Genomic DNA, 18,379 nt, shown 5'->3' with positions numbered 1-18,379 from the left:
GGTTTCGGCCATGGGCGGACTCGAAGCACACGCCGGCGCCGCAAGACGCTCGAGGGTGCGTTACGGCGTACTGTCGATGCTGCTCGTGGCAACGATCCTCAACTACGTCGACCGCTCGGCGCTCGGCATCGTCGCGCCCGCACTATCGAAGGATCTCGCGCTCACGCGCGTGCAGATGGGCGAGCTGTTCGCCGTGTTCGGCCTCGCCTACTCCATGGCGCTACTGCCGGCGGGCGTGCTCACCGATTGGCTGGGCTCGCGCATGGCATACGCGCTGTCGCTCGTCGGCTGGTCGCTGGCGACGCTGACGCAGGGGCTTGCGCATGGCTACCACATGTTGCTCGGCTCGCGGCTTGCGATGGGTGCGCTCGAGGCGCCCGCATTCCCGTCGAACGCGCGTGTGGTGACGATGTGGTTTCCGGTCCAGGAGCGCGGCTTCGCAACGAGCGTGTACGTGATGGGCCAGTACATCGGCACGCCGCTTTTCACCGGCCTGCTGCTGTGGATCTCGTCGGCATTCGGCTGGCGCGCCGTGTTCTTCGCGACAGGCACGTTCGGCGTCCTGTTCAGCGTCGTCTGGTATCGGCTTTATCGCGACCCGTCGCGCCATCGCGGCGTCAACGCAGCCGAGTTGGATTACATCACCGAAGGTCGTCCGGTGGTGACCGCGCGCGATCCATTCGACTGGCGCATGGCGCTGCGTCTGCTCGGCTATCGGCAGGTCCTCGCGATCTGTCTCGGCAAGTTCTGCAACAACACGCTGCTGGTGTTCTTCACGACCTGGTTCATGACCTACCTGCTCGAGGAACGGCACATGTCGATGATCAAGGTCGGTTTCTTCCAGGCGATGCCGTTCATCGGCGCCACGCTGGGCATCCTGATCGCCGGCTATTTGTCCGATCTTTGCATCCGGCGCGGTGTGTCGATGTCGTCATCGCGCAAGGCGCCGCTCGTGATCGGCACCTTCCTCGGCGCATCGATCGTGCTCGTCAACTTCGTGCATTCGAACGCGTTGGTAATCTCGATCCTGACCGTCGCGTTCTTTGCGCAGGGCGTCGGCTCGATGTCTTGGGCGGCGGTGTCCGAAATCGCGCCCAAACGTTATGTCGGCCTCACCAGCAGCATCACGAGCCTCGCGGCCAATATCGCGGCCGTGACCACGCCGCTAATGATCGGCTACGTGACCCAGCACACCGGTAGCTTCTTCTGGGCGCTGAACCTGATGGGCGCGATCTGCCTCGTCGGCACACTGTCGTACTCCGTGCTGCTCGGCAAGCTCTCGCGCATCGAGCTCTGACCCCATGCAACCGCTTTATCGGCCCCTCCGGGGGCTCATGCACCCACCGACCACGACCATGATCGAATTCAAATGGGATCATCTGCAACTCTGCTCGGCTGATGCCGAGGCCACCGCCGCGTGGTTCGCGCGCTGCCTGAACGCCGAAATCGTGCGGCGCCCGGGCCGCGTCGACCTGCGGATCGGCGCCATCAACCTGTTCATCACGGCGCTGCCGCACGCGCGTTCGGCGATCGTACCGGACGGCGCCCGCGTGCAAGGGATCGACCACTTCGGCGTGCTGGTCGAGGATCTGGATGCGGCCTACGCGCATCTGGTCGACAACGGCGCCGAGATCGTCCAGCCCGTCACGCGGATCCGCGCCGGCGTGCGCGGCTGTTTCGTGCGCGCGCCCGGCGACATCCTCGTCGAGGTGCTCGAGCGGCGCGCGGCCGAGATGACATTCAACTGAACCCGGTCTATAGTCGGCGCAAGCGGCCGCGCACCGGCCGCATCCTCATCACGACTCCCCATGCAGAACTGGATCACCCTGATGGAAGCGGCGCGGCGGCTCGGTGTACGGGCGCAGACGGTCTACGCGTACGCGAGCCGCGGCAGCATCGCCGTGATGCAGGATCCCGACGATCCACGCAAGAGCCTGTATCGCGCCGAGGACGTGGTCGCGCTGTGCCGCAAGAAACAAGTCGGCCGCAAGCGGTCGGCGCTCGCGGCCAGCACGATCTTCGGCGCCGAGCCGTGCATCTACAGCGGCATCACCACGTTCTCGAAGGGCCGCGCGTGGTATCGCGGCCGCGACAGCATTCAACTTGCCGATACCGCCACGCTCGAGGAAACGGCTGCGCTGCTTTGGCAGGCCACCGCACCCGTATCGTTCGACGCGCCGGCGATCGTGCTGCCGCCCGGCAAGCGCGATCGGCAATGCGCGTTCACGATGCTCGCGACGCTGGCCGCACACGACCATTCGACGCTGGGCCGGCTCGACAGCGCGTTGCACATCGAGGCAGGGCAGCTTGTCGCGATCGTGTCACGCGCGTTCGGCGCGCATGACGATGCCGGCGCAAGCCCGCTCTGCACCCATCAGCGGCTCGCGGCCGGCTGGGGCCTCGACAGCCATGGCGCAGACCTGCTGCGCCGCGCGATGGTTCTGGTCGCCGATCACGAGATCACGAGTTCGGCATTCGCCGCGCGCATCACCGCATCGACCGGCGCGGCGCTGGCAGGCTGCCTGCTGACGGGGCTCGCGACGCTGTCGGGGCCGCTGCACGGCGACGCGTCGGGACGCGTGCGTGCGGTGTTCGCCGACGTGCAACGATTGGGCGCCGAGCGCGTCGTCGATCATCACCTGAAGTCCGCGATCCCGCTTCCCGGTTTCGGCCATCATCTTTACCCTGACGGCGATCCGCGCGCGGCCGCGCTGGTCCCGCGACTCGATCCGCCCCCTGAGCTCGCGCACTTCGTCGACAAGGTCACGACGCTCACCGGCCAGCGCCCGACCATCGATGTCGCGCTCGCGATGCTGTCGGTGCAGCTTCGATTGCCGCGCGATGCGGCGTTCGGACTGTTCGCGATCGCGCGCAGCGTTGGGCTGCTCGCGCATTGCATCGAGCAGTTGCGCGTCGGCCGGGTGATCCGGCCGCGCAGCCGTTATACGGGGCCGGCGCTCGACGATCGGCATCTGCGGCCCGCCGCTGAGGACGATGGCAAAGTGCCGAAAGCCGGTGTCATCGCGAAGAACCGCGTGTTCAAGGTGGTGGAGTAACTGGCGTGACAGCCGTAGACCGAATTGAACGCGTCACCGTTTGCATGGCAAGTTTTCATTGGCCGCGGCTTGCGAAGCGCGGTGTCAACTCCCCTGCGACGCAGACAGTGGCAATCACGCGTTGTGCGGAATCTAAGTTTGAACGGGCAATCGCAGCATAGTGATAATTGCATTATCTCGCGGGCGCGTTCATTCGGACGTCACAATCGGCACTCGACCGCAAAGGGCGGTTCTGGGACGACGCGAACGACTCTGAACCCACAACGGTCCCTATCATCCGCACCGTTCTCACCGATTTGTGCGCGTGTTTGCGATGCCTTCTCGTCGCTACCTTTAACGACGAAACGGTCTCGACGCGTCCCAACTAGAGATTTGAGCGGCTGGTCCAGTGGATCAGGCTGCCGATAGCGAAGTCTGGTATCGCCTATCAAGCAGAGGGCCGCCCGACCGAAGCCCAGCGCCGGCTCTTATCACGAGCGACTTTGCTCATTCCGTCGCTCACGAACCACTCGCCCGCGTTGACGAAGGTACCCGGGCAGCGTGCTATCGACCGATTTCGACGCCGGCATCGAGCCAGCCGCGCATCATGATACCGACCTCGTCGCGCAGCCACTGACGGAACAGCCGGTACTCCGGGCGCGGGTGCGCATTCCGGTGCGTGATCAGGTAATGATGGCGGTCACGAAACACGAGGACATCCTGAACCGGCTGAACTAGCACACCCTCTTCGATCTGCCGGTGCACGAGGTGGTGCCAGCCCAGCAGCGTGCCCTCGCCGGCCTCGGCCTGCGCGACCAGCAGTCGGTAGTCGTTGCTTTCCAGATACTTGTTCGCGGCCAGTGTATCGGTGCCGTCGCTCTGCTGGAACCAATTGCGCCACACGCGCCAGTCGACGTGCTCGCACACCTGCGCACGGCCGAGCATCGACAGGTTCAGCGTCGGGCTCGACAGCAGATCCAGCGGCTTCAGCGACCGGCCATGAAAATGCCGCTCGTGAAACGACGGGCTGCACACCGGATACACGATGTCGTGGAACAGCGGCTCGGCTTCGAACTCAGGCTCGCGCGGCGGGTTCTTCGTGATGATCACATCAGGCTCGATGAGCCCGTCGAGCTCCATGAAATGCTCGGTGACGATCACGTGCAGCTGGATATCCGGAAACCGCTCGCGAAACGCGGGCAGCCGCGACGACAGCCACAGCGCGGAGAACGTGTGCGACACGCAGACCATCAGCGCGTGCTTGTCGGTCCGACGCACGGCCTCCGCCGCCTCGGCGATGTTCATGATCGACAGATACGACGCGTTGTACAGAATCCGCCCGGCATCCGTCAGTGCGATATGCCGGCCGGTGCGCTCGAACAGCGCGACGTCGAGCGAATCCTCGAGCTCCTTGATTTGCCGGCTGATCGCGGCCTGCGTCACGCACAGAACCTCGGCTGCCTGAGTGAAGCTCTCGTAGCGCGCCGCCGTCACGAAGCACCGCAGCGCGCGAAGCGACGGCATCTGCGCGAGAAGTCGGTCGGCAAACAATTGCTTCTTCAACATGGCTTTCACTCTCAAAACGGAGGTCGGACGCTGCGTCGACGAACCCGTCGACGGCAGTCCCGCCGGCTGCCCGCAGGCAGTCTCGTCGCAAACCTTGCGATTATCTGATCTTGCAGCTTGCGATTCGGTCGGGCGGCTGGCAAGAGCGGCTCAGCCGCCGCAACGGCGCCCCGCTTACGCCATTTTCGATCGATTGTGCACCGCATCGCTATTATCGAAAGCGATGATGAGCAATGCAAGGCGGACGTCGGCGCCGCCCCCAAACCCGCGTCGGGCCGCGCACGCCCGAGCGCTGCGTGCGTGTCCCAGCCACTTAGTCGAGCTTGAGCCAGGTCGTTTTCAGTTCGCAGTATTGGTCGTGCGCGTAGACTGATTTGTCGCGGCCGCCGAATCCCGACTGCTTGAATCCGCCGAACGGAGTCGACAGGTCGCCTTCGCCAAAGCAGTTCACCGTGACCGTCCCCGCGCGAATCCGCGCGGCGACCTTGTGCGCACTGTTCACGTTGTCGGTCCACAGCGACGCAGCGAGCCCGTAGCACGTATCGTTCGCGATCCGCACCGCGTCATCGACGTCGCCGTACTCGATGAAGCACACGACCGGCCCGAACACCTCGTCGCGCGCGATGCTCATCTCGGGCGTCACCTGGTCGAAGATCGTCGGTTCGACGAACCAGCCGCCGGTTTCCGCGAGAATTGCGTTCCCGCCGCACACCACGTGCGCGCCTTCCGCCTTCGCCTTCTCGATATGGCCGAGAACCTTCTCGTAATGCTTCTGCTCGATCAGCGCCCCGAGCTTCACGTCCGGATCGAGCGGATCGCCGGTCTTCCAACCGGCGAGCACCGCCTGAACCTTGTCCAGCAGTTCCGCCTTGCGGCTCGACGGCACGAGAATCCGCGAGCCGGCGCTGCAGTTCTCGCCCATGTTCCAGAACGCGGCCGCGACCGCCTGCTCGGCGACCGCGTCGAGGTTCGCGACGTCCGGCAGGATCACCTGCGGATTCTTGCCGCCGCATTCGAGCACGACGCGCTTCAGGTTCGTATCGGCCGAGTAGTGCAGGAAGCGCTTGCCGGTCGCAGTCGAGCCTGTGAACGCGACGAGATCGACGTCCGGATGGCGGCCGATCGCCTCGCCGGCCTCGCCGCCGAACCCGGTGACGACGCTGAACACGCCCGGCGGCACGCCGGCTTCCATCGCGAGATCGGCGATGCGCAGCGTCGACAGCGACGTCTGCTCGGCCGGCTTCACGACCACGCTATTGCCCACCGACAGCGCGGGACCGATTTTCCATGCGAGCATCAGCGCCGGGAAATTCCACGGCAGCACGGCGCCGACGACGCCGATCGGCTCGCGCGTGATCATGCTGACGACGCCGGTGCCGGACGGCGACAACGCGTCGTAGCGCTTGTCCGTCAATTCCGCATGCCAGCGGATGCACGCGGCCGACTCGGGAATGTCGAGCCCCAGGCATTCGCCGATCGGCTTGCCGGCTTCCAGCGCCTCGAGCAGCGCGAGTTCCTCCGCGTGCTCGTCGATCAACTGCGCGACGCGCAGCAGCACCGCCTTGCGATGCGCGGGTGCTGCCTTCGACCAGACACCCGACTCGAACGCTTCGCGCGCGGCCGCGACCGCGCGATCGACGTCGCGTTCGCTACAGCGCGCCACTTCGGCGAGCACCTTGCCCGACGCCGGGTTGAGCGTCGCGAACGTCTCGCCCGACGCCGCCGCACTGCGCTCGCCCGCGATGAACGCGCGGCCGTCGAGCGGCAACGCATTCGCCTTCTGCTTCCAATCCTGATGGGTCGTCATGTCGTTTCCTCAATAATCAAAGTTCGGCACCGGCCGAGAATTCCTTCGCCCAGATCGTCGCCGACACGGCCAGGTCGACGAGCGGCCGAACCGGCAGCGGACGCGGATGCGGCTGCTTCAACAACTGCTGCACGAGGCTGTTCGATTCGCCGAGCGCGTACTCGGCGATCAGCTTGCCGGACGACGAGCCGCGGCTCAGCCCGAGGCCGTTGCAGCCGATCGCCTCGTAGAGACCGTCGTCCCGCTTGCCAAACAGCGCGCCGTTGTTCGCGGACAGGCACAGCGGCCCGCCCCACGTATATTCGAGTTCGACGCCACCGAGCATCGGGAAGCGGCGCTCGAACGAGCGCTGATGCAGATGCCGCGCCTTCGCGAGATCCGCAGGCGACACCCTCACGTCCGGCCTGAACGCGAAATGGTTGCGCACGCAAATGCGATCGGTGATCAGGCGCCGCACCGTCGTGCCCATCGGATCGGCCGGAATCACCGCCCACGACCGCGTTCCGCCGAGCTTCGCGACTTCGTCGGCATTCATCTGCCGCGTGAGCGACGCGAACGTATAGACGGGCAGCAATCCGTTCGAATGCATGCCGAATGTCGCCGCGTACGCGTTCGTGCACAGGATCACCTGCTTTGCGACGATCGTGCCGCCGGCGAAGTGCAGTGCGCGTGCGTCGCCGCGCGGCTCGATCCGCGTGACCGGGCTGAGCTCGAACACCGTCACGTTGTCCGGCTGCGTGGCCGCGAGGCCACGCATCAGCGCAGCCGGCTGCACCGTGCTGCAGCCCGGCGTGAACAGCGCGCCCGTGTAGAAGTCGGTGCCGGTCACGGCCTGAATGGCCGGCTGGTCGAGCCATTCGAACGGTTCGCCGATCCGCGACAAACCGTCCGCGAAATGCGCGAGTGCGGCGGCGCCTTTCCTGTTGACCGATGCGTGGAATTTGCCGTCGTCGCGCCAGTCGCAATCGATACCGAAGCGCCGCACGATGTCACGCACATAGTCGATGCCGTGCCGCTGGAACCGCACGTCGGCGCGGTCCTCTTCGATGCTGCGCGAGTAGCTTTCGCTGCTGATGTCGTGCGGCAGGTCGACGAAGAATCCGGAATTGCGCCCGGCCGTCGTGCGGCCGATCCGGTCGGCCTCCACGAGCGCGATCGACGCGCCCGGCGCGAGCTCCGCGAGCCGGCGCGCCGCGCACAGCCCGGTGATGCCGCCGCCGACGACGACCCAGTCGAACCGGCCGTCGGACGTGACGGTTTGGGCTTCCTGCGCCGGCGGCAGGCTCTCCCACCAGCCGTTCATTCCGTCCGACGCAGGAAACCGCGCGAATTCCAGATTCGAACGCATGATGGCTTACCGGTCGTCGCGCAGCAGCGGCTTCACGAGCTTCGCGAACACGTCACGCTCGTCGCCGGACAGCGCGCCGAGCGGTGCGCGTGCGACGCCGACCGGCAAGCCGGCCAGCTCGCAGCCGTAACGCACGTACTGAATGAACTTGCCGCTACGCTCGAGCAGTTCGAGCACCGGCAGCAGTTGCGCCATCAGCTTGCGGCCGGTCGCGAAATCGCGGCGCGTCACGCATGCGTCGAACAGATCGGTATGCGCTTCCGGCAGAAAGTTGGACGCGCCGCCGACCCAGCTGCGCGCGCCCCACGCGAAGAACTCGAGCGCCTGGTCGTCCATCCCGCAGCTCACCACGAGCCGGCCGCTGAAATGCGTAGACAGGTGATGCAGATGCGCGATGTCGCCGGTGCTCTCCTTCATCGCGACGAAATTCTTCCGCTCGAGCAGCGTCTCTAGAATCCCGTCGCCGATTTCGGTGCCAGTGCGGGCCGGGAAGTTGTACAGCATGATCGGCATGTCGAGCACGTCGTCGATCGTGAGCAGGTGCGCGAGCAGTTCCTGCTGCGTCGGCTGCGCATAATACGGCGCCGCCACCAGCAGCGCGTCCAGCCCCGCGCGTTTCGCTTCGCGGCCGAGACGCAGCACTTCCTTCGTCGTCGTCGCGTTGATGCCCGCGGTCAGGAACGTCTTGCCGCCGGCGGCGGCCGCGACCGTGTCGAACGTGCGCACGCGCTCGTCGAAGCTCAACGCGTAGTATTCGCCCGTCGTGCCGCCGATGCCGAGGCCGGACACGCGGCCGGCGAGATCGGCCGCATGCCGGCCCAGCAGTGCGTGATCGATTTCGCCGTCCGCGTCGAACGGGGTGACCAGCGGTGTGTGTACGCCCTCGAAGCTCATTTCAATTCCTCATTCAGGTGAGTGAGTGCCCGGTTCCCGCCGTCGCGCAGGAGCCGGGCACTGGACAATACGTCGACGCCCGCCGCGCGTGTTCCGCGCAGCCACGCCGATCGATTCGTCATGGGGTTCGAACCATGTGTCCGCCCGATCCGGTTCCGGCGCTCAGGCAAACGCGTCCGCGTGTGCGTAGATCGGAAACTGGTTGCACAGATCGCGCACGCGAGTCCGGACCGCGCGCTCGACGCCCTCGTCCCCGTCCGGATTGCGCTCGAGCGCCGCCAGGACCGCGAGGATCATGTCGCCGATCTGCTCGAATTCCGCGGGGCCGAAGCCGCGCGTCGTGCCGGCCGGCGTGCCGAGCCGGATCCCGGACGTGACGGTCGGGTTTTCCGTATCGAACGGAATCCCGTTCTTGTTGCAGGTGATGCCCGCACGCTCCAGCGCCTTCTCGGCCTGCATGCCGGTGATGCGCCGCGCACGCAGGTCGACCAGCAGCAGGTGGTTGTCGGTGCCACCGGTAACGAGCGTCAGGCCGCCGGCCGTCAACACCTGTGCGAGCGCTTGCGCGTTGCGCAGCATCTGGTCGATATAGCGCGCGAACTCCGGGCGCAGCGCTTCCGCGAAGGCCACCGCCTTGCCCGCGACGACGTGCATCAGCGGGCCGCCCTGCAGCCCCGGAAAGACGGCCGAGTTGATCTGCTTCGCGACGTCGGCGTGGTTCGTCAGGATGAAACCGCCGCGCGGGCCGCGCAGCGTCTTGTGCGTGGTCGACGTCACGACGTCGGCGAACGGCACCGGGTTCGGGTGGCGGCCGGCCGCGACGATGCCGGCGATATGCGCCATGTCGACCATCAGCTTCGCGTCGACGCTGTCCGCGATCTCGCGGAACGCGGCAAAATCCAGCGCGCGCGGATACGCGGAATAGCCCGCGATGATCAGCTTCGGCCGATGGCGCTGCGCGAGCCGGCGCACGTCGTCGTAATCGATGCGCAGCGTGTCCGGGCTCACGCCGTACTGCACCGCGTTGAACCACTTTCCCGACAGCGCGGGGCGCGCGCCATGGGTCAGATGGCCGCCCGCGTCGAGCGACATCCCCATCACCGTATCGCCCGGCTTGACGAGCGCGAGCATCACCGCGCCGTTGGCCTGCGCGCCCGAGTGCGGCTGCACGTTCGCGTGGCTCGTGTCGAACAACGCGCACGCGCGGTCGATCGCGAGCGCCTCGATCCGGTCGACATGGTCGCAACCGCCGTAGTACCGGCGCGACGGATAGCCTTCCGCGTACTTGTTCGTCAACACGGTGCCCTGGGCTTCCAGCACCGCTGCGGACGCGATGTTTTCGGATGCAATCAGTTCGATCTGCGTCTGCTGGCGACGCAACTCCAATGCGATTTCGGATGCGATCACCGGATCGCGACTCTGGAGCGTTTCGGCAAAAAAACGGGCGTTCTCGTTCACTGGGTGACTCCGCGACGCGATTCGTTACGTGCTGCGTGGATTCCATGCAGCGCACACTGCAAGGCCGGCGCGCGCGGCTTGCGCGGACGGCGCGAATCGCGCCATCCGCATGGCCGGCGCGCGGCCTTACTGCTGCAGCCAGGCCTTCAGCTTCTCCGGATGGGCGTCGACGAACTTCTTCGCGGCGCTCGCGTAGTCGTTCGTACTGTTGCCTTCGAACTCGATCGCCTCGACGTCGGCCAGCGTCAGCTTCAGGTGCTTGAAAAACACGTCGGCGCGCGGAAACTTGCTCGCGAACTTCTTCGACGCGAACGCGTGGATCTGCTCTTCACCGCCCAGCGTGCCCTTCGGGTCCTTCAGGTACCGCATCTGCCACTTCTGGAACAGCCAGTGCGGGCTCCAGACCGTCGCGACGATCCACTGCTTCGACTGGTACGCACGTGACACGCTGGCCAGCATCCCGGCCTCGCTCGACGCCTGGAGGGTGTAGCCGTCCAGGCTGTAGCCCTTGATCGTCCTCTCCGACGCCTGCATCAGGCCGCCGCCCGGTTCGATGCCCTGGATCGTGCCGTTCAGCTTGCTCTTGACCTCCGGCTTGTTCAGGTCGGCGATCGACGACAGCACCGATTCCGGAACGTAGGTCGGCACGGCCCAGCCGTTCTTGCCGCCGGTGTAGATAACGCCCACATCATCCAGGTCGTTCTTGTACTTCGCGTAGTACGCGCCGTGCGTGACCGGCAGCCATCCGCCGACCATGATGTCGAGATCGCCGCGCGCGACGCCCTGGTACTGGATGCCGATGTCGGCCTGCACGAACTGCACCGGCTGCTTGAGCTGCGTCTCGAGCACGTACTTCGCGACGTTGGCCACCGCGAGCACGTCCGCCCAGTTGGTGACCGCTATCTTGACCGGCTCTGCCGCCGCCGCGGCGCCCACACCTGCGCTGCAGGCGACCACCGTCGATATTGCAAGTTTCGCCAGAAGCGACTTGAACGTATGGGCATTCATCTAGTACTCCTTTTTAATCACGCGAGTCTTTCAAAGGTGAGGAACGCCTTCGATCGGCGTTTCCGGTCTCCACGCACTGCTACACCCGTTCCGCCGCGGCACCGTGGACGCGGCGCTTCATCGTCCTTCAATGATCTTCGACTGCCGTGTCCGTCAGGTCCGTGCCGTGCCGCGCGGCCCTGCCTTGCCGGCACGCGCGAGCGGCCGCTTCACCTTCTTCTTCGCCTTCACGCCGAAGCTCTCGGTCAGGCGATCCAGCACGATCGCGAGCAGCACGACGCCGAGCCCACCTTCGAAGCCGATCCCGATGTCGAGACGCTGGATCCCGCTCAACACGTATTCGCCGAGGCCGCCCGCGCCGATCATCGACGCGACCACCACCATCGACAGCGCCATCATGATCGTCTGGTTCACTCCGGCCATGATCGACGGCAATGCGTTCGGCAGCTGGATCTTCCACAGCAGCTGCCAGTCGGTGCTGCCGAACGAACGGCCGGCTTCGATCAGTTCCTCGCGGACCTGCCTGATGCCGAGCGTCGTCAGCCGCACGACGGGCGGCATCGCGAACACGATCGTCGCGATCACCGCCGGCACGCGTCCGAGCCCGAACAGGATCACGGCCGGGATCAGGTACACGAACGCAGGCATCGTCTGCATGAAGTCGAGCAGCGAGCGCAGGATCATGCCGATCCGGTCGTTGCGCGCACCCCAGATGCCGAGCGGCACACCGATCACGAGGCTGAAGACCGTCGCCGCGGTGACGAGCGCGAGGGTCGACACCGTCTGCGCCCACAGGCCCATGTACTGGATGACGAGCAGCGCGCAACCGACGAAGATCGAAAACACGACGCCGCGGCGCCACAGCGCGAGGCCCACCAGGATCACGACCATCGCGATGAACGGCACGGCGGCGAGACCGTCCTCGAGCAGCTTCACGACCGCGCCGAGGCCCGCGGAGAACGTGTCGAAGCCGCCACGGAAATGCAGAAACAGAAAGTTGACGAAATTCTCCGCGAACTTCCCGATCACCGACGAATTCATGCTGCCCTCCGTTGCATCATCTGCTTGAGTATCGTCCGGCAGGACACGACGCCCGCTAGTCGTCCCACTCCGTCCGTCACCGGCACGTCGTGCTGCTGCGTCAGCGCGATCGACGCGAGCCGATGCAGGTCCGTGTCGATCGACACCGCGTTGAAGTCGTTCAGGAATGCGTCGCGAATCGGCTTCGTGCCGGACCGGTGCAGCGTGGCGGGCGTGACGCAGCCAAGGTAACGGCCGGATTCGTCGCACACGTAGCCGCATTCCGCGCCGCTGTCGATCAGCTGGTTCAGATAGCGGTCGGACGGCGTGAGCGCATCGCAGCGGAGCAGCCCGCGCTCGACCGGCGTCATCATGCTCGACGCCTTCAGGAAGCGCGACACGTCGACGTTGCGGAAGAAGTCCTGCACATATGCGTCGGCCGGCGTCTGGATCAGTTCGGCGGGCGTGCCGACCTGGATCAGGCAACCGTCCTTCATGATGCCGATGCGGCCGCCGATCTTGACGGCTTCCTCGATATCGTGGGAGATGAACACGATCGTGCGCTGCTCTTCCTTCTGCAGGCGCAGCAGCTCGTTCTGCATTTCGAAGCGGATCAGCGGATCGAGCGCGGAGAATGCCTCGTCCATCAGCAGCACCGACGGATTCACCGCCAGTGCGCGGGCGAGGCCCACGCGCTGCTGCATGCCGCCGGACAATTCGCTCGGCAGCAGTTTCTCGTACGAGCCGAGGCCGACGCGCTCCAGCGCCGCGCGCGCGACCTCGTAGCGCTGCGCCTTCCTGATCCCCGCGACTTCGAGCCCGTACGCGATGTTGTCGAGCACGGTGCGGTTCGGCAGCAGCGCGAACGACTGGAACACCATGGCCATCTTCTGGCGCCGGACGTCGCGCAGTTCCGGCGTCGACATCGGCGCGATGTCGCGGCCTTCGAGCACGACCTGCCCGGCCGTCGGCTCGATCAGCCGGTTCAGCAATCGCACGAGCGTCGACTTCCCCGAACCCGACAGCCCCATGATCACGAATATCTCGCCGGCGCGCACGCTCAGGCTCACGTCGTTGACCGCAACCATGTTGCCGGTTTCCGCGAAGATCTCGTTGCGGCCGACGCCGCGCTTCATCATCTCGATCGCACGCTCGGGTTTCGGACCGAAAATCTTCGACAGGCGCTTGACGGTCAGGATGTCCGTTCCGGTTGCGATGCTCGACCGGGCGATCGACGGCGAACCGCCGGTGTGGATTGCCCCGGGGGGCAGTACATCGCCCGGCGCAAACGTCAGATTTGGAGCCATTCTGTCATCCCGACTAACTAGTAAGGGAAGCCGCGAACTTCGTCTGAATCGTCATCGATTGCCCCCATGGCGTAGGCCCGATGCCGCTCCTGCGTGGTTGACGGCGCTGATGCAGTGAATGCAGCGTATCAATCCAATTTCGTCGCTCCAGATACATTTTCTGTGCGCTTTTCCATACCTTTGGTAATGCATCGTTTCGGGGCGAAAAGGCTTGATCGCCGCAAAACGGTGCGAAATAAGCGAAACGCAACGCCGGTGCGGCTTTGCGGAATTTTGCGGGGACGCTGGCCCAGCGGCGCGTGGCGCGCGGAAGCGTCCAGTAGGGGAAAATCCCGACACGGGGACTTAAGGGAAACTACCGATAAATCAGGCCCGTGACTGCGCGAGCGGCGTTGGACGTGATGATCGCGGCCCGCCGCGTCGGCGCGGGCGGAGCAGTGCCCGTGAAGACCGTGCGGTTAGCGGGCAGGCCACGGTCCGAACGGCAACCGCGGCACGCAGATGGCGGCCGATGCCAAGCCGGCCACGCTTTTTCGCCGCCCGCATCGGCAGGTTTCTGCCTAGACTTTCGCTGATTGGCCCACATCACTCAGGGAGCGGCAAGCAGCATGCATGAACGTCCGAAGCACATCGCGGATTTCGTCCGGATCGCCGGCGAACTGTTCCAGTCCGAAAAGCTGCCCGCCGCCGCGCGCGCGTTCGCACCGCATGTGTTCGCACGGTTGCAGCAGCCGTCGGACAACTGCATGCGCAACGCAGTGCGCTACCCCGCATGCGAATGGCTCGGCCCGGCGCTTCAGGGCGTCGCACGCGTGAACCCGACGTTCGCCACCGTCGCGCGGCTGATCGGGTCGCTGGAGCCGGTAGTCGGCTGGACGCGCCGCACGTCCGGAAAGGACGGTAGTCCGAACTACATCGATGGGCACGTGAACGGGATGATCTGCGGGCCCGGCGGTGCGGAAAGCCGTGACGACATTCAACTCGGCTTCTCGCTGATGATGCCCCACGTGCGATATCCCGATCACGGCCATGCACCGGAAGAAGCGTACGTGTTGATGACCGCCGGTGAATTCCGGCAGCAGAATGGCGCATGGTTCGATCCCGGGATCGGCGGCGGCATCTACAACCCGCGCGGCGCGCTGCATGCGATGCGCTCCGGCGACGCGCCGTTCCTCGCGATCTGGTGTCTGCTGAATTGATCCGGCGATCGTCGCGATGTGCCGACGGGTTCGCTTTCCCAAGACGAAAATGAAGTCGTCACCACCTCATCTCGCCGCCGGCACGAAGCGGCGGCGCCGCGCCTCGAGGAATGCCAAACGTCCTACCGCTCGGCCGGTGCCGGCAGGATTCTGCGCGGAATCGCCATGGGCAGCACGCAGCCGGAGACCAAATAAAAGTTGTCGCCGTGTGCGAGTAAAATGTCACTTCGCCGCGTCGCGTCGGCGGTGTCAAGTCCCACGACACTCCGTTGCAACGTCGGCAGAACCTATCGTGCGTTGCGCGAAACCTGAGTTTGAGCACCCAATCGTGCCAAGGTGATAAGGTTCCAAAGAAAGCGTGTCCTGACGGAGCTTTCTGCAATCTCGGTCGCCACTAGATTTCAATGCTTTATCTAGGGGTAGCGTCGCGTAGGAACAACATAGATTGTCAAGGATCGGCGCGCCGTCTGGGTTTCCAGCCTGTCATCGGCGGGGCCGTCACCAAGAAAACGTCATGCGGAGGACTCTCCGACCGAATGAACTCGGCTGCCCTTTGATTATTTCGTTGGGCAGTGTCCACATCAATAGGAGGATCAGCGCCATCCCAAATACAATCGACTCTCGCTTCGAATCCGGGGTTACGCCAGATTCCACCTTCAATTCGAGCGACAACCAAACCTTGTTGGGCTGCTTGCTCGCAAACAGCGATTGCCGCTTCTGTCGTGAGTTTCATCACAATACTGCCGGCAAGGGAGAAAAAATCATTCGATGAATCGTATATGCGGTGATGATCGATATTCATTGTGTTCATTTCCATTTTATCCGACCATCGGGAATCCATGTCGGCTCATTCTTCCCGCTCACCTGGACAACTTCTCCAGTTATGTCATTTACTACGAAATAACCATCCGGTGACCCATACACAGTCGCCGGGTCATTTCTGGGAATACCATCCGGGGTCTTCGATGCCCCCCGATTGTCCATCGTCGTCCCTGCCGGGCCATCGTCAACGGTCGCCTGAACCTCTTTATCCGTCCACCCGCGCTCGTCGATCTGCCGCGCGATTTTGTCGTCGATAATGAGATTGCGTGAGCTTGTGTCAGCAGCGCTATCCGCGTTACGGAACGCGTTGGCGGCGCTCCACGCCATCCGAATCGCTGGGCTCAGGATACACTCCCGGCAAATCGGCTACAGCCCAGGCTCACCCGGCCCGGAGCTACAGGAACCCGGACCTGGCGGATCCCATGGATTGTATGGCCCCATCCCGGGATTGTCCAAGCCGCGTGGATCGTTTAATCCTACCGGATTGCCCGAAACATAGGCGTACAGATTCCCCCCTCGAAACGCTGGTTTCGCCAATCGGATCGCGTGAGAGCCATCGACCCGACACGGGATCGTAGGCCCGGAACATCGTCAGGTATAGACCGCTATCCGCGTTCGCGAACATCCCCGCATACCCGTAGTCGGTCAAGGGCGGATTCGATTGCAACGCGGCACCGTATGCATCGTAGTCGTAAGCCGGTGCACTGCCGGTTGTAAAGGCCCGTCGACCTGATCCGAGTTGATCGAGCGCGTAATAGGCGTATTGCGCCGGACTACCCGGTTGGAATTCGCCCTCGGCGTAGTAGCCGCGTGTCACGGCGTTGCTGATGCCTCTTGCTTGGCAAGGATGCAGACCACACCAGATGTAGGAAGTCGTTACCGTTCCGCCACCGCCCGCCGGCGTGCTGCTAATTGACGTTCTACGTCCCAGCCCGTCATAGCGGAAACTGGTCGCCTTGCCAGACTGGCCAGGTGTTGAAGTTCGAAGTTTGTGCTAATGGCGTCCGCTGCAACGCTAATCGTGTCTGTTAATTCTGCTAACGCAGCCATCTGCGGTCCTTGAACACTCGCTTCTCGCGATAACGGCTGATCCGCCGCACGTTTGGCGTCGCTGCGCTGGGCCAGGTTGAGCAATTTGCGTCGCACGGCTGGCAGCCCGGCCGCGTGCGGGAGTCCGATCAGATCGAAGTCCGGCCGTTCACCCTCCACTGATCGCAGAAATGCGCACGATGGCTCATCCAGCCACCCGGCAACACGCGCCAGCAGGCGCTCATGGATGTCCAGCAGGACCTGGGCTTCGACAGGCTCTGCCGTCATCCCCCTGAAGTGCGCTTCAAAGGTCGCGGCGAAATCCGCAGGCACGCGGGGCGCCAGCATTTCCCACGCAGGCTTCGGGCTGCAGGTTAGGTAGACGAGAAAGGTCCGCCAGAGCGCCTGATCCGCCCGCTCGTCTTCCAGCAACAAGCCGACATCGAAAAGGTCGCGCGGATGCTGTCTCGACAATGCCGCAGCCAGCTTGCCGGCATAAAGGTCGGCGAAGTGCAGCACCTGCACCGAAGCAAAGCCAAATGCCTCCTCGACCCTCGGGCGCACCACCATGTTCCGCGCGGGATGCACCGTGCCGCGCATCACCGGCGTCGTCTCGATCTGCACGCGCGCACGACCGCGACTGGCCACCAGTCGCGTGACGCCTGCGCCCTCGCCTGCCGACAATTGCACCTGCAGTTGCAGAGGCCGGGCGCGCAGCACATCAGCCAGCCGCCCAAGCGCTTCAGCGATGAGCCTTGCGTCCTCGGCATAGTCATGCACCGGCAACCAGGCCAGATCAATGTCCACAGACAACCGGGGCAGGTCGTGCTCGAATAGGTTGATCGCCGTACCGCCTTTGAGCGCGAAGCGCGGCTCTTGCGCCAGCGCCGGCAGAATCTCGACCAGCAGCCGTACGCGGTCGGTATAGCGCCGATCCCAGTGATCAAGCCAAGTGTTCATCGAGGTCTCCCGGCAAGGTGATCTGGTAGACCGGATGCAAGCGGCCGCCAGGCACCAGCGCGCGCTTTCCCCGACCCAGATCGACACCATCCCGCGGCACGTGCGGTAGCCACGCATGCCGATGGCGCTCGGCCAACGCCAGGAACAGCCGCTTGGCTTTGATGCTTCGGCAATGGCGAAGTAACACGCCGACGCGCTGCGGCCGTAACGTGGTCATAGCCTGCATCAGCGCATCCACCTCGTAGATCAAGGCAGCGTCTGAGACGTCATCGCACAGCTCTAGGATGGCCCGTTCCGGCATGGAACAAACCAAGGCATCGGCACCGGGGGCGGCCTGATGCCACGCCAGACCCTGTTCGGACAGGATTGCCGCGGACGCCTCCACCTCGAACGGCATGGGCGGCCAATCGAACGGCCCCTTCCCCAGATACTCGAAACGCTGCGTCAGAGGCAGTTTGCCAAGCCAAGCGGGTGGCCGCTCCGCCCCATACAGGGTGACGGTGCCGGCATCGCCCAGACGTAGATAGTGCTCGTGCCCCTGCAGGTTGAGTGCAAAACGACCTCCGACGTGCAGCGGCGTGCCCTCCCCAACCTGCAGGCTGCGAACCACGCCGTCCCACTGTAGGCGCCCACTCTTGCGCATGTAGACGCCGCGCGCCGGCGACACCAGCCAACCGCTGCTCACGTAGCGCGCGACGAGGCTATTGGAGTAGCCGTGAACCCGCAGCCATCGGCTCGACACCAGGCTCGTATCACCCAGCTCACCTAGCAACAGGTTTAATTTTCCAGGATTTTGTTCACTCATAGTGAACAAAATACACCTTCTGAAAACTTCTGCCAAGGCAGCGTGGTTTGGATTTGAATAAAAAAGATCACTCTTAGTGATCTTTTGCTACGACAAGCAAACCAGACTCGGCCTAGGTGCG

General features: G+C 64.5%; 16 protein-coding genes and 1 pseudogene. 4 read left to right on the top strand and 13 right to left on the bottom strand.

The genetic code is table 11. The features are described from left to right. The first annotated feature begins 10 nt into the window (after positions 1-10). The 3 genes from BSE24067_RS04540 to BSE24067_RS04530 are packed head-to-tail and all read left to right on the top strand — an operon-like array spanning position 11 to position 3,056. Positions 11-1,297, top strand: coding sequence for an MFS transporter (locus tag BSE24067_RS04540; protein WP_151062714.1), 1,287 nt, complete (start codon positions 11-13; stop codon positions 1,295-1,297). A gap of 58 nt (positions 1,298-1,355) precedes the next feature. Then, positions 1,356-1,748, top strand: coding sequence for a VOC family protein (locus tag BSE24067_RS04535; RefSeq protein WP_151062670.1), 393 nt, complete (start codon positions 1,356-1,358; stop codon positions 1,746-1,748). 60 nt (positions 1,749-1,808) lie between these two features. Then, entirely contained in the window at positions 1,809-3,056 is a 1,248-nt protein-coding gene (locus BSE24067_RS04530) for a citrate synthase (protein WP_151062669.1), read from the top strand. 543 nt (positions 3,057-3,599) lie between these two features. On the opposite strand, the gene BSE24067_RS04525 is transcribed toward BSE24067_RS04530, so the two are convergent. The 8 genes from BSE24067_RS04525 to BSE24067_RS04490 form a co-directional block, all read right to left on the bottom strand. Further along, on the bottom strand, positions 3,600-4,601 hold the full coding sequence (locus tag BSE24067_RS04525) for a LysR substrate-binding domain-containing protein (RefSeq protein ID WP_151062668.1): 1,002 nt from the start codon (positions 4,599-4,601) through the stop codon (positions 3,600-3,602). Between the two features lie 313 nt (positions 4,602-4,914). Further along, a complete protein-coding gene (locus BSE24067_RS04520; RefSeq protein ID WP_151062667.1) occupies positions 4,915-6,408 on the bottom strand; it encodes an aldehyde dehydrogenase in 1,494 nt (497 codons plus the stop codon). Positions 6,409-6,424: 16 nt separating this feature from the next. Then, a complete protein-coding gene (locus BSE24067_RS04515) occupies positions 6,425-7,756 on the bottom strand; it encodes an NAD(P)/FAD-dependent oxidoreductase (RefSeq protein ID WP_151062666.1) in 1,332 nt (443 codons plus the stop codon). Between the two features lie 6 nt (positions 7,757-7,762). Then, positions 7,763-8,650 carry a dihydrodipicolinate synthase family protein gene (locus BSE24067_RS04510; RefSeq protein WP_151062665.1) on the bottom strand — a complete coding sequence of 296 codons (888 nt, stop codon included), beginning with the start codon at positions 8,648-8,650 and terminating at the stop codon, positions 7,763-7,765. A gap of 162 nt (positions 8,651-8,812) precedes the next feature. Further along, positions 8,813-10,108, bottom strand: a complete 1,296-nt coding sequence (gene glyA / locus BSE24067_RS04505; protein ID WP_151062664.1) for a serine hydroxymethyltransferase — start codon at positions 10,106-10,108, stop codon at positions 8,813-8,815. 126 nt (positions 10,109-10,234) lie between these two features. After that, positions 10,235-11,116: a glycine betaine ABC transporter substrate-binding protein gene (locus BSE24067_RS04500; RefSeq protein ID WP_151062663.1), complete on the bottom strand. Its 882-nt coding sequence runs from the start codon at positions 11,114-11,116 to the stop codon at positions 10,235-10,237. A 153-nt stretch (positions 11,117-11,269) separates the two neighbouring features. Further along, complete coding sequence (locus tag BSE24067_RS04495) at positions 11,270-12,157, bottom strand: ABC transporter permease (protein ID WP_151062662.1); 888 nt, start codon at positions 12,155-12,157, stop codon at positions 11,270-11,272. Next, the gene (locus BSE24067_RS04490) at positions 12,154-13,443 is read right to left on the bottom strand and encodes a quaternary amine ABC transporter ATP-binding protein (RefSeq protein ID WP_151062661.1); all 1,290 of its coding nucleotides are present in this window, start codon (positions 13,441-13,443) and stop codon (positions 12,154-12,156) included. Before BSE24067_RS04490 ends, BSE24067_RS04495 begins: the two co-directional genes overlap by 4 nt. Before the next feature lie 608 nt (positions 13,444-14,051). Between BSE24067_RS04490 and BSE24067_RS04485 the strand changes: the two genes are divergently transcribed. Continuing rightward, complete coding sequence (locus tag BSE24067_RS04485) at positions 14,052-14,642, top strand: dimethylsulfonioproprionate lyase family protein (RefSeq protein WP_151062660.1); 591 nt, start codon at positions 14,052-14,054, stop codon at positions 14,640-14,642. 448 nt (positions 14,643-15,090) lie between these two features. Here the strand turns inward: BSE24067_RS04485 and BSE24067_RS04480 are convergent, their stop codons facing one another. From BSE24067_RS04480 to BSE24067_RS04460, 5 genes and pseudogenes are all read right to left on the bottom strand, one after another. Beyond that, positions 15,091-15,483, bottom strand: a complete 393-nt coding sequence (locus BSE24067_RS04480; protein ID WP_233629285.1) for a colicin immunity protein — start codon at positions 15,481-15,483, stop codon at positions 15,091-15,093. Continuing rightward, the gene (locus BSE24067_RS04475) at positions 15,450-15,791 is read right to left on the bottom strand and encodes a colicin E5-related ribonuclease (protein WP_151062659.1); all 342 of its coding nucleotides are present in this window, start codon (positions 15,789-15,791) and stop codon (positions 15,450-15,452) included. The genes BSE24067_RS04480 and BSE24067_RS04475 overlap by 34 nt, the downstream gene beginning before the upstream one ends. A 67-nt stretch (positions 15,792-15,858) precedes the next feature. Then, complete coding sequence (locus BSE24067_RS32920) at positions 15,859-16,281, bottom strand: RHS repeat-associated core domain-containing protein (RefSeq protein ID WP_200076818.1); 423 nt, start codon at positions 16,279-16,281, stop codon at positions 15,859-15,861. 269 nt (positions 16,282-16,550) lie between these two features. Next, positions 16,551-17,453: pseudogene (locus tag BSE24067_RS04465) on the bottom strand (nucleotidyl transferase AbiEii/AbiGii toxin family protein); the annotation flags it as partial. Then, positions 17,437-18,258 carry a type IV toxin-antitoxin system AbiEi family antitoxin domain-containing protein gene (locus tag BSE24067_RS04460; RefSeq protein WP_151062658.1) on the bottom strand — a complete coding sequence of 274 codons (822 nt, stop codon included), beginning with the start codon at positions 18,256-18,258 and terminating at the stop codon, positions 17,437-17,439. The gene BSE24067_RS04460 and the pseudogene BSE24067_RS04465, both read right to left, overlap by 17 nt. Positions 18,259-18,379: the final 121 nt, after the last annotated feature.

The sequence above is a fragment of the Burkholderia latens genome (genome assembly GCF_902499045.1).
Lineage (GTDB): Bacteria > Pseudomonadota > Gammaproteobacteria > Burkholderiales > Burkholderiaceae > Burkholderia > Burkholderia latens.
The sequence above is the reverse complement of the archived record's forward strand: the minus strand, read 5'-3'. Positions and strand labels throughout refer to the sequence as shown.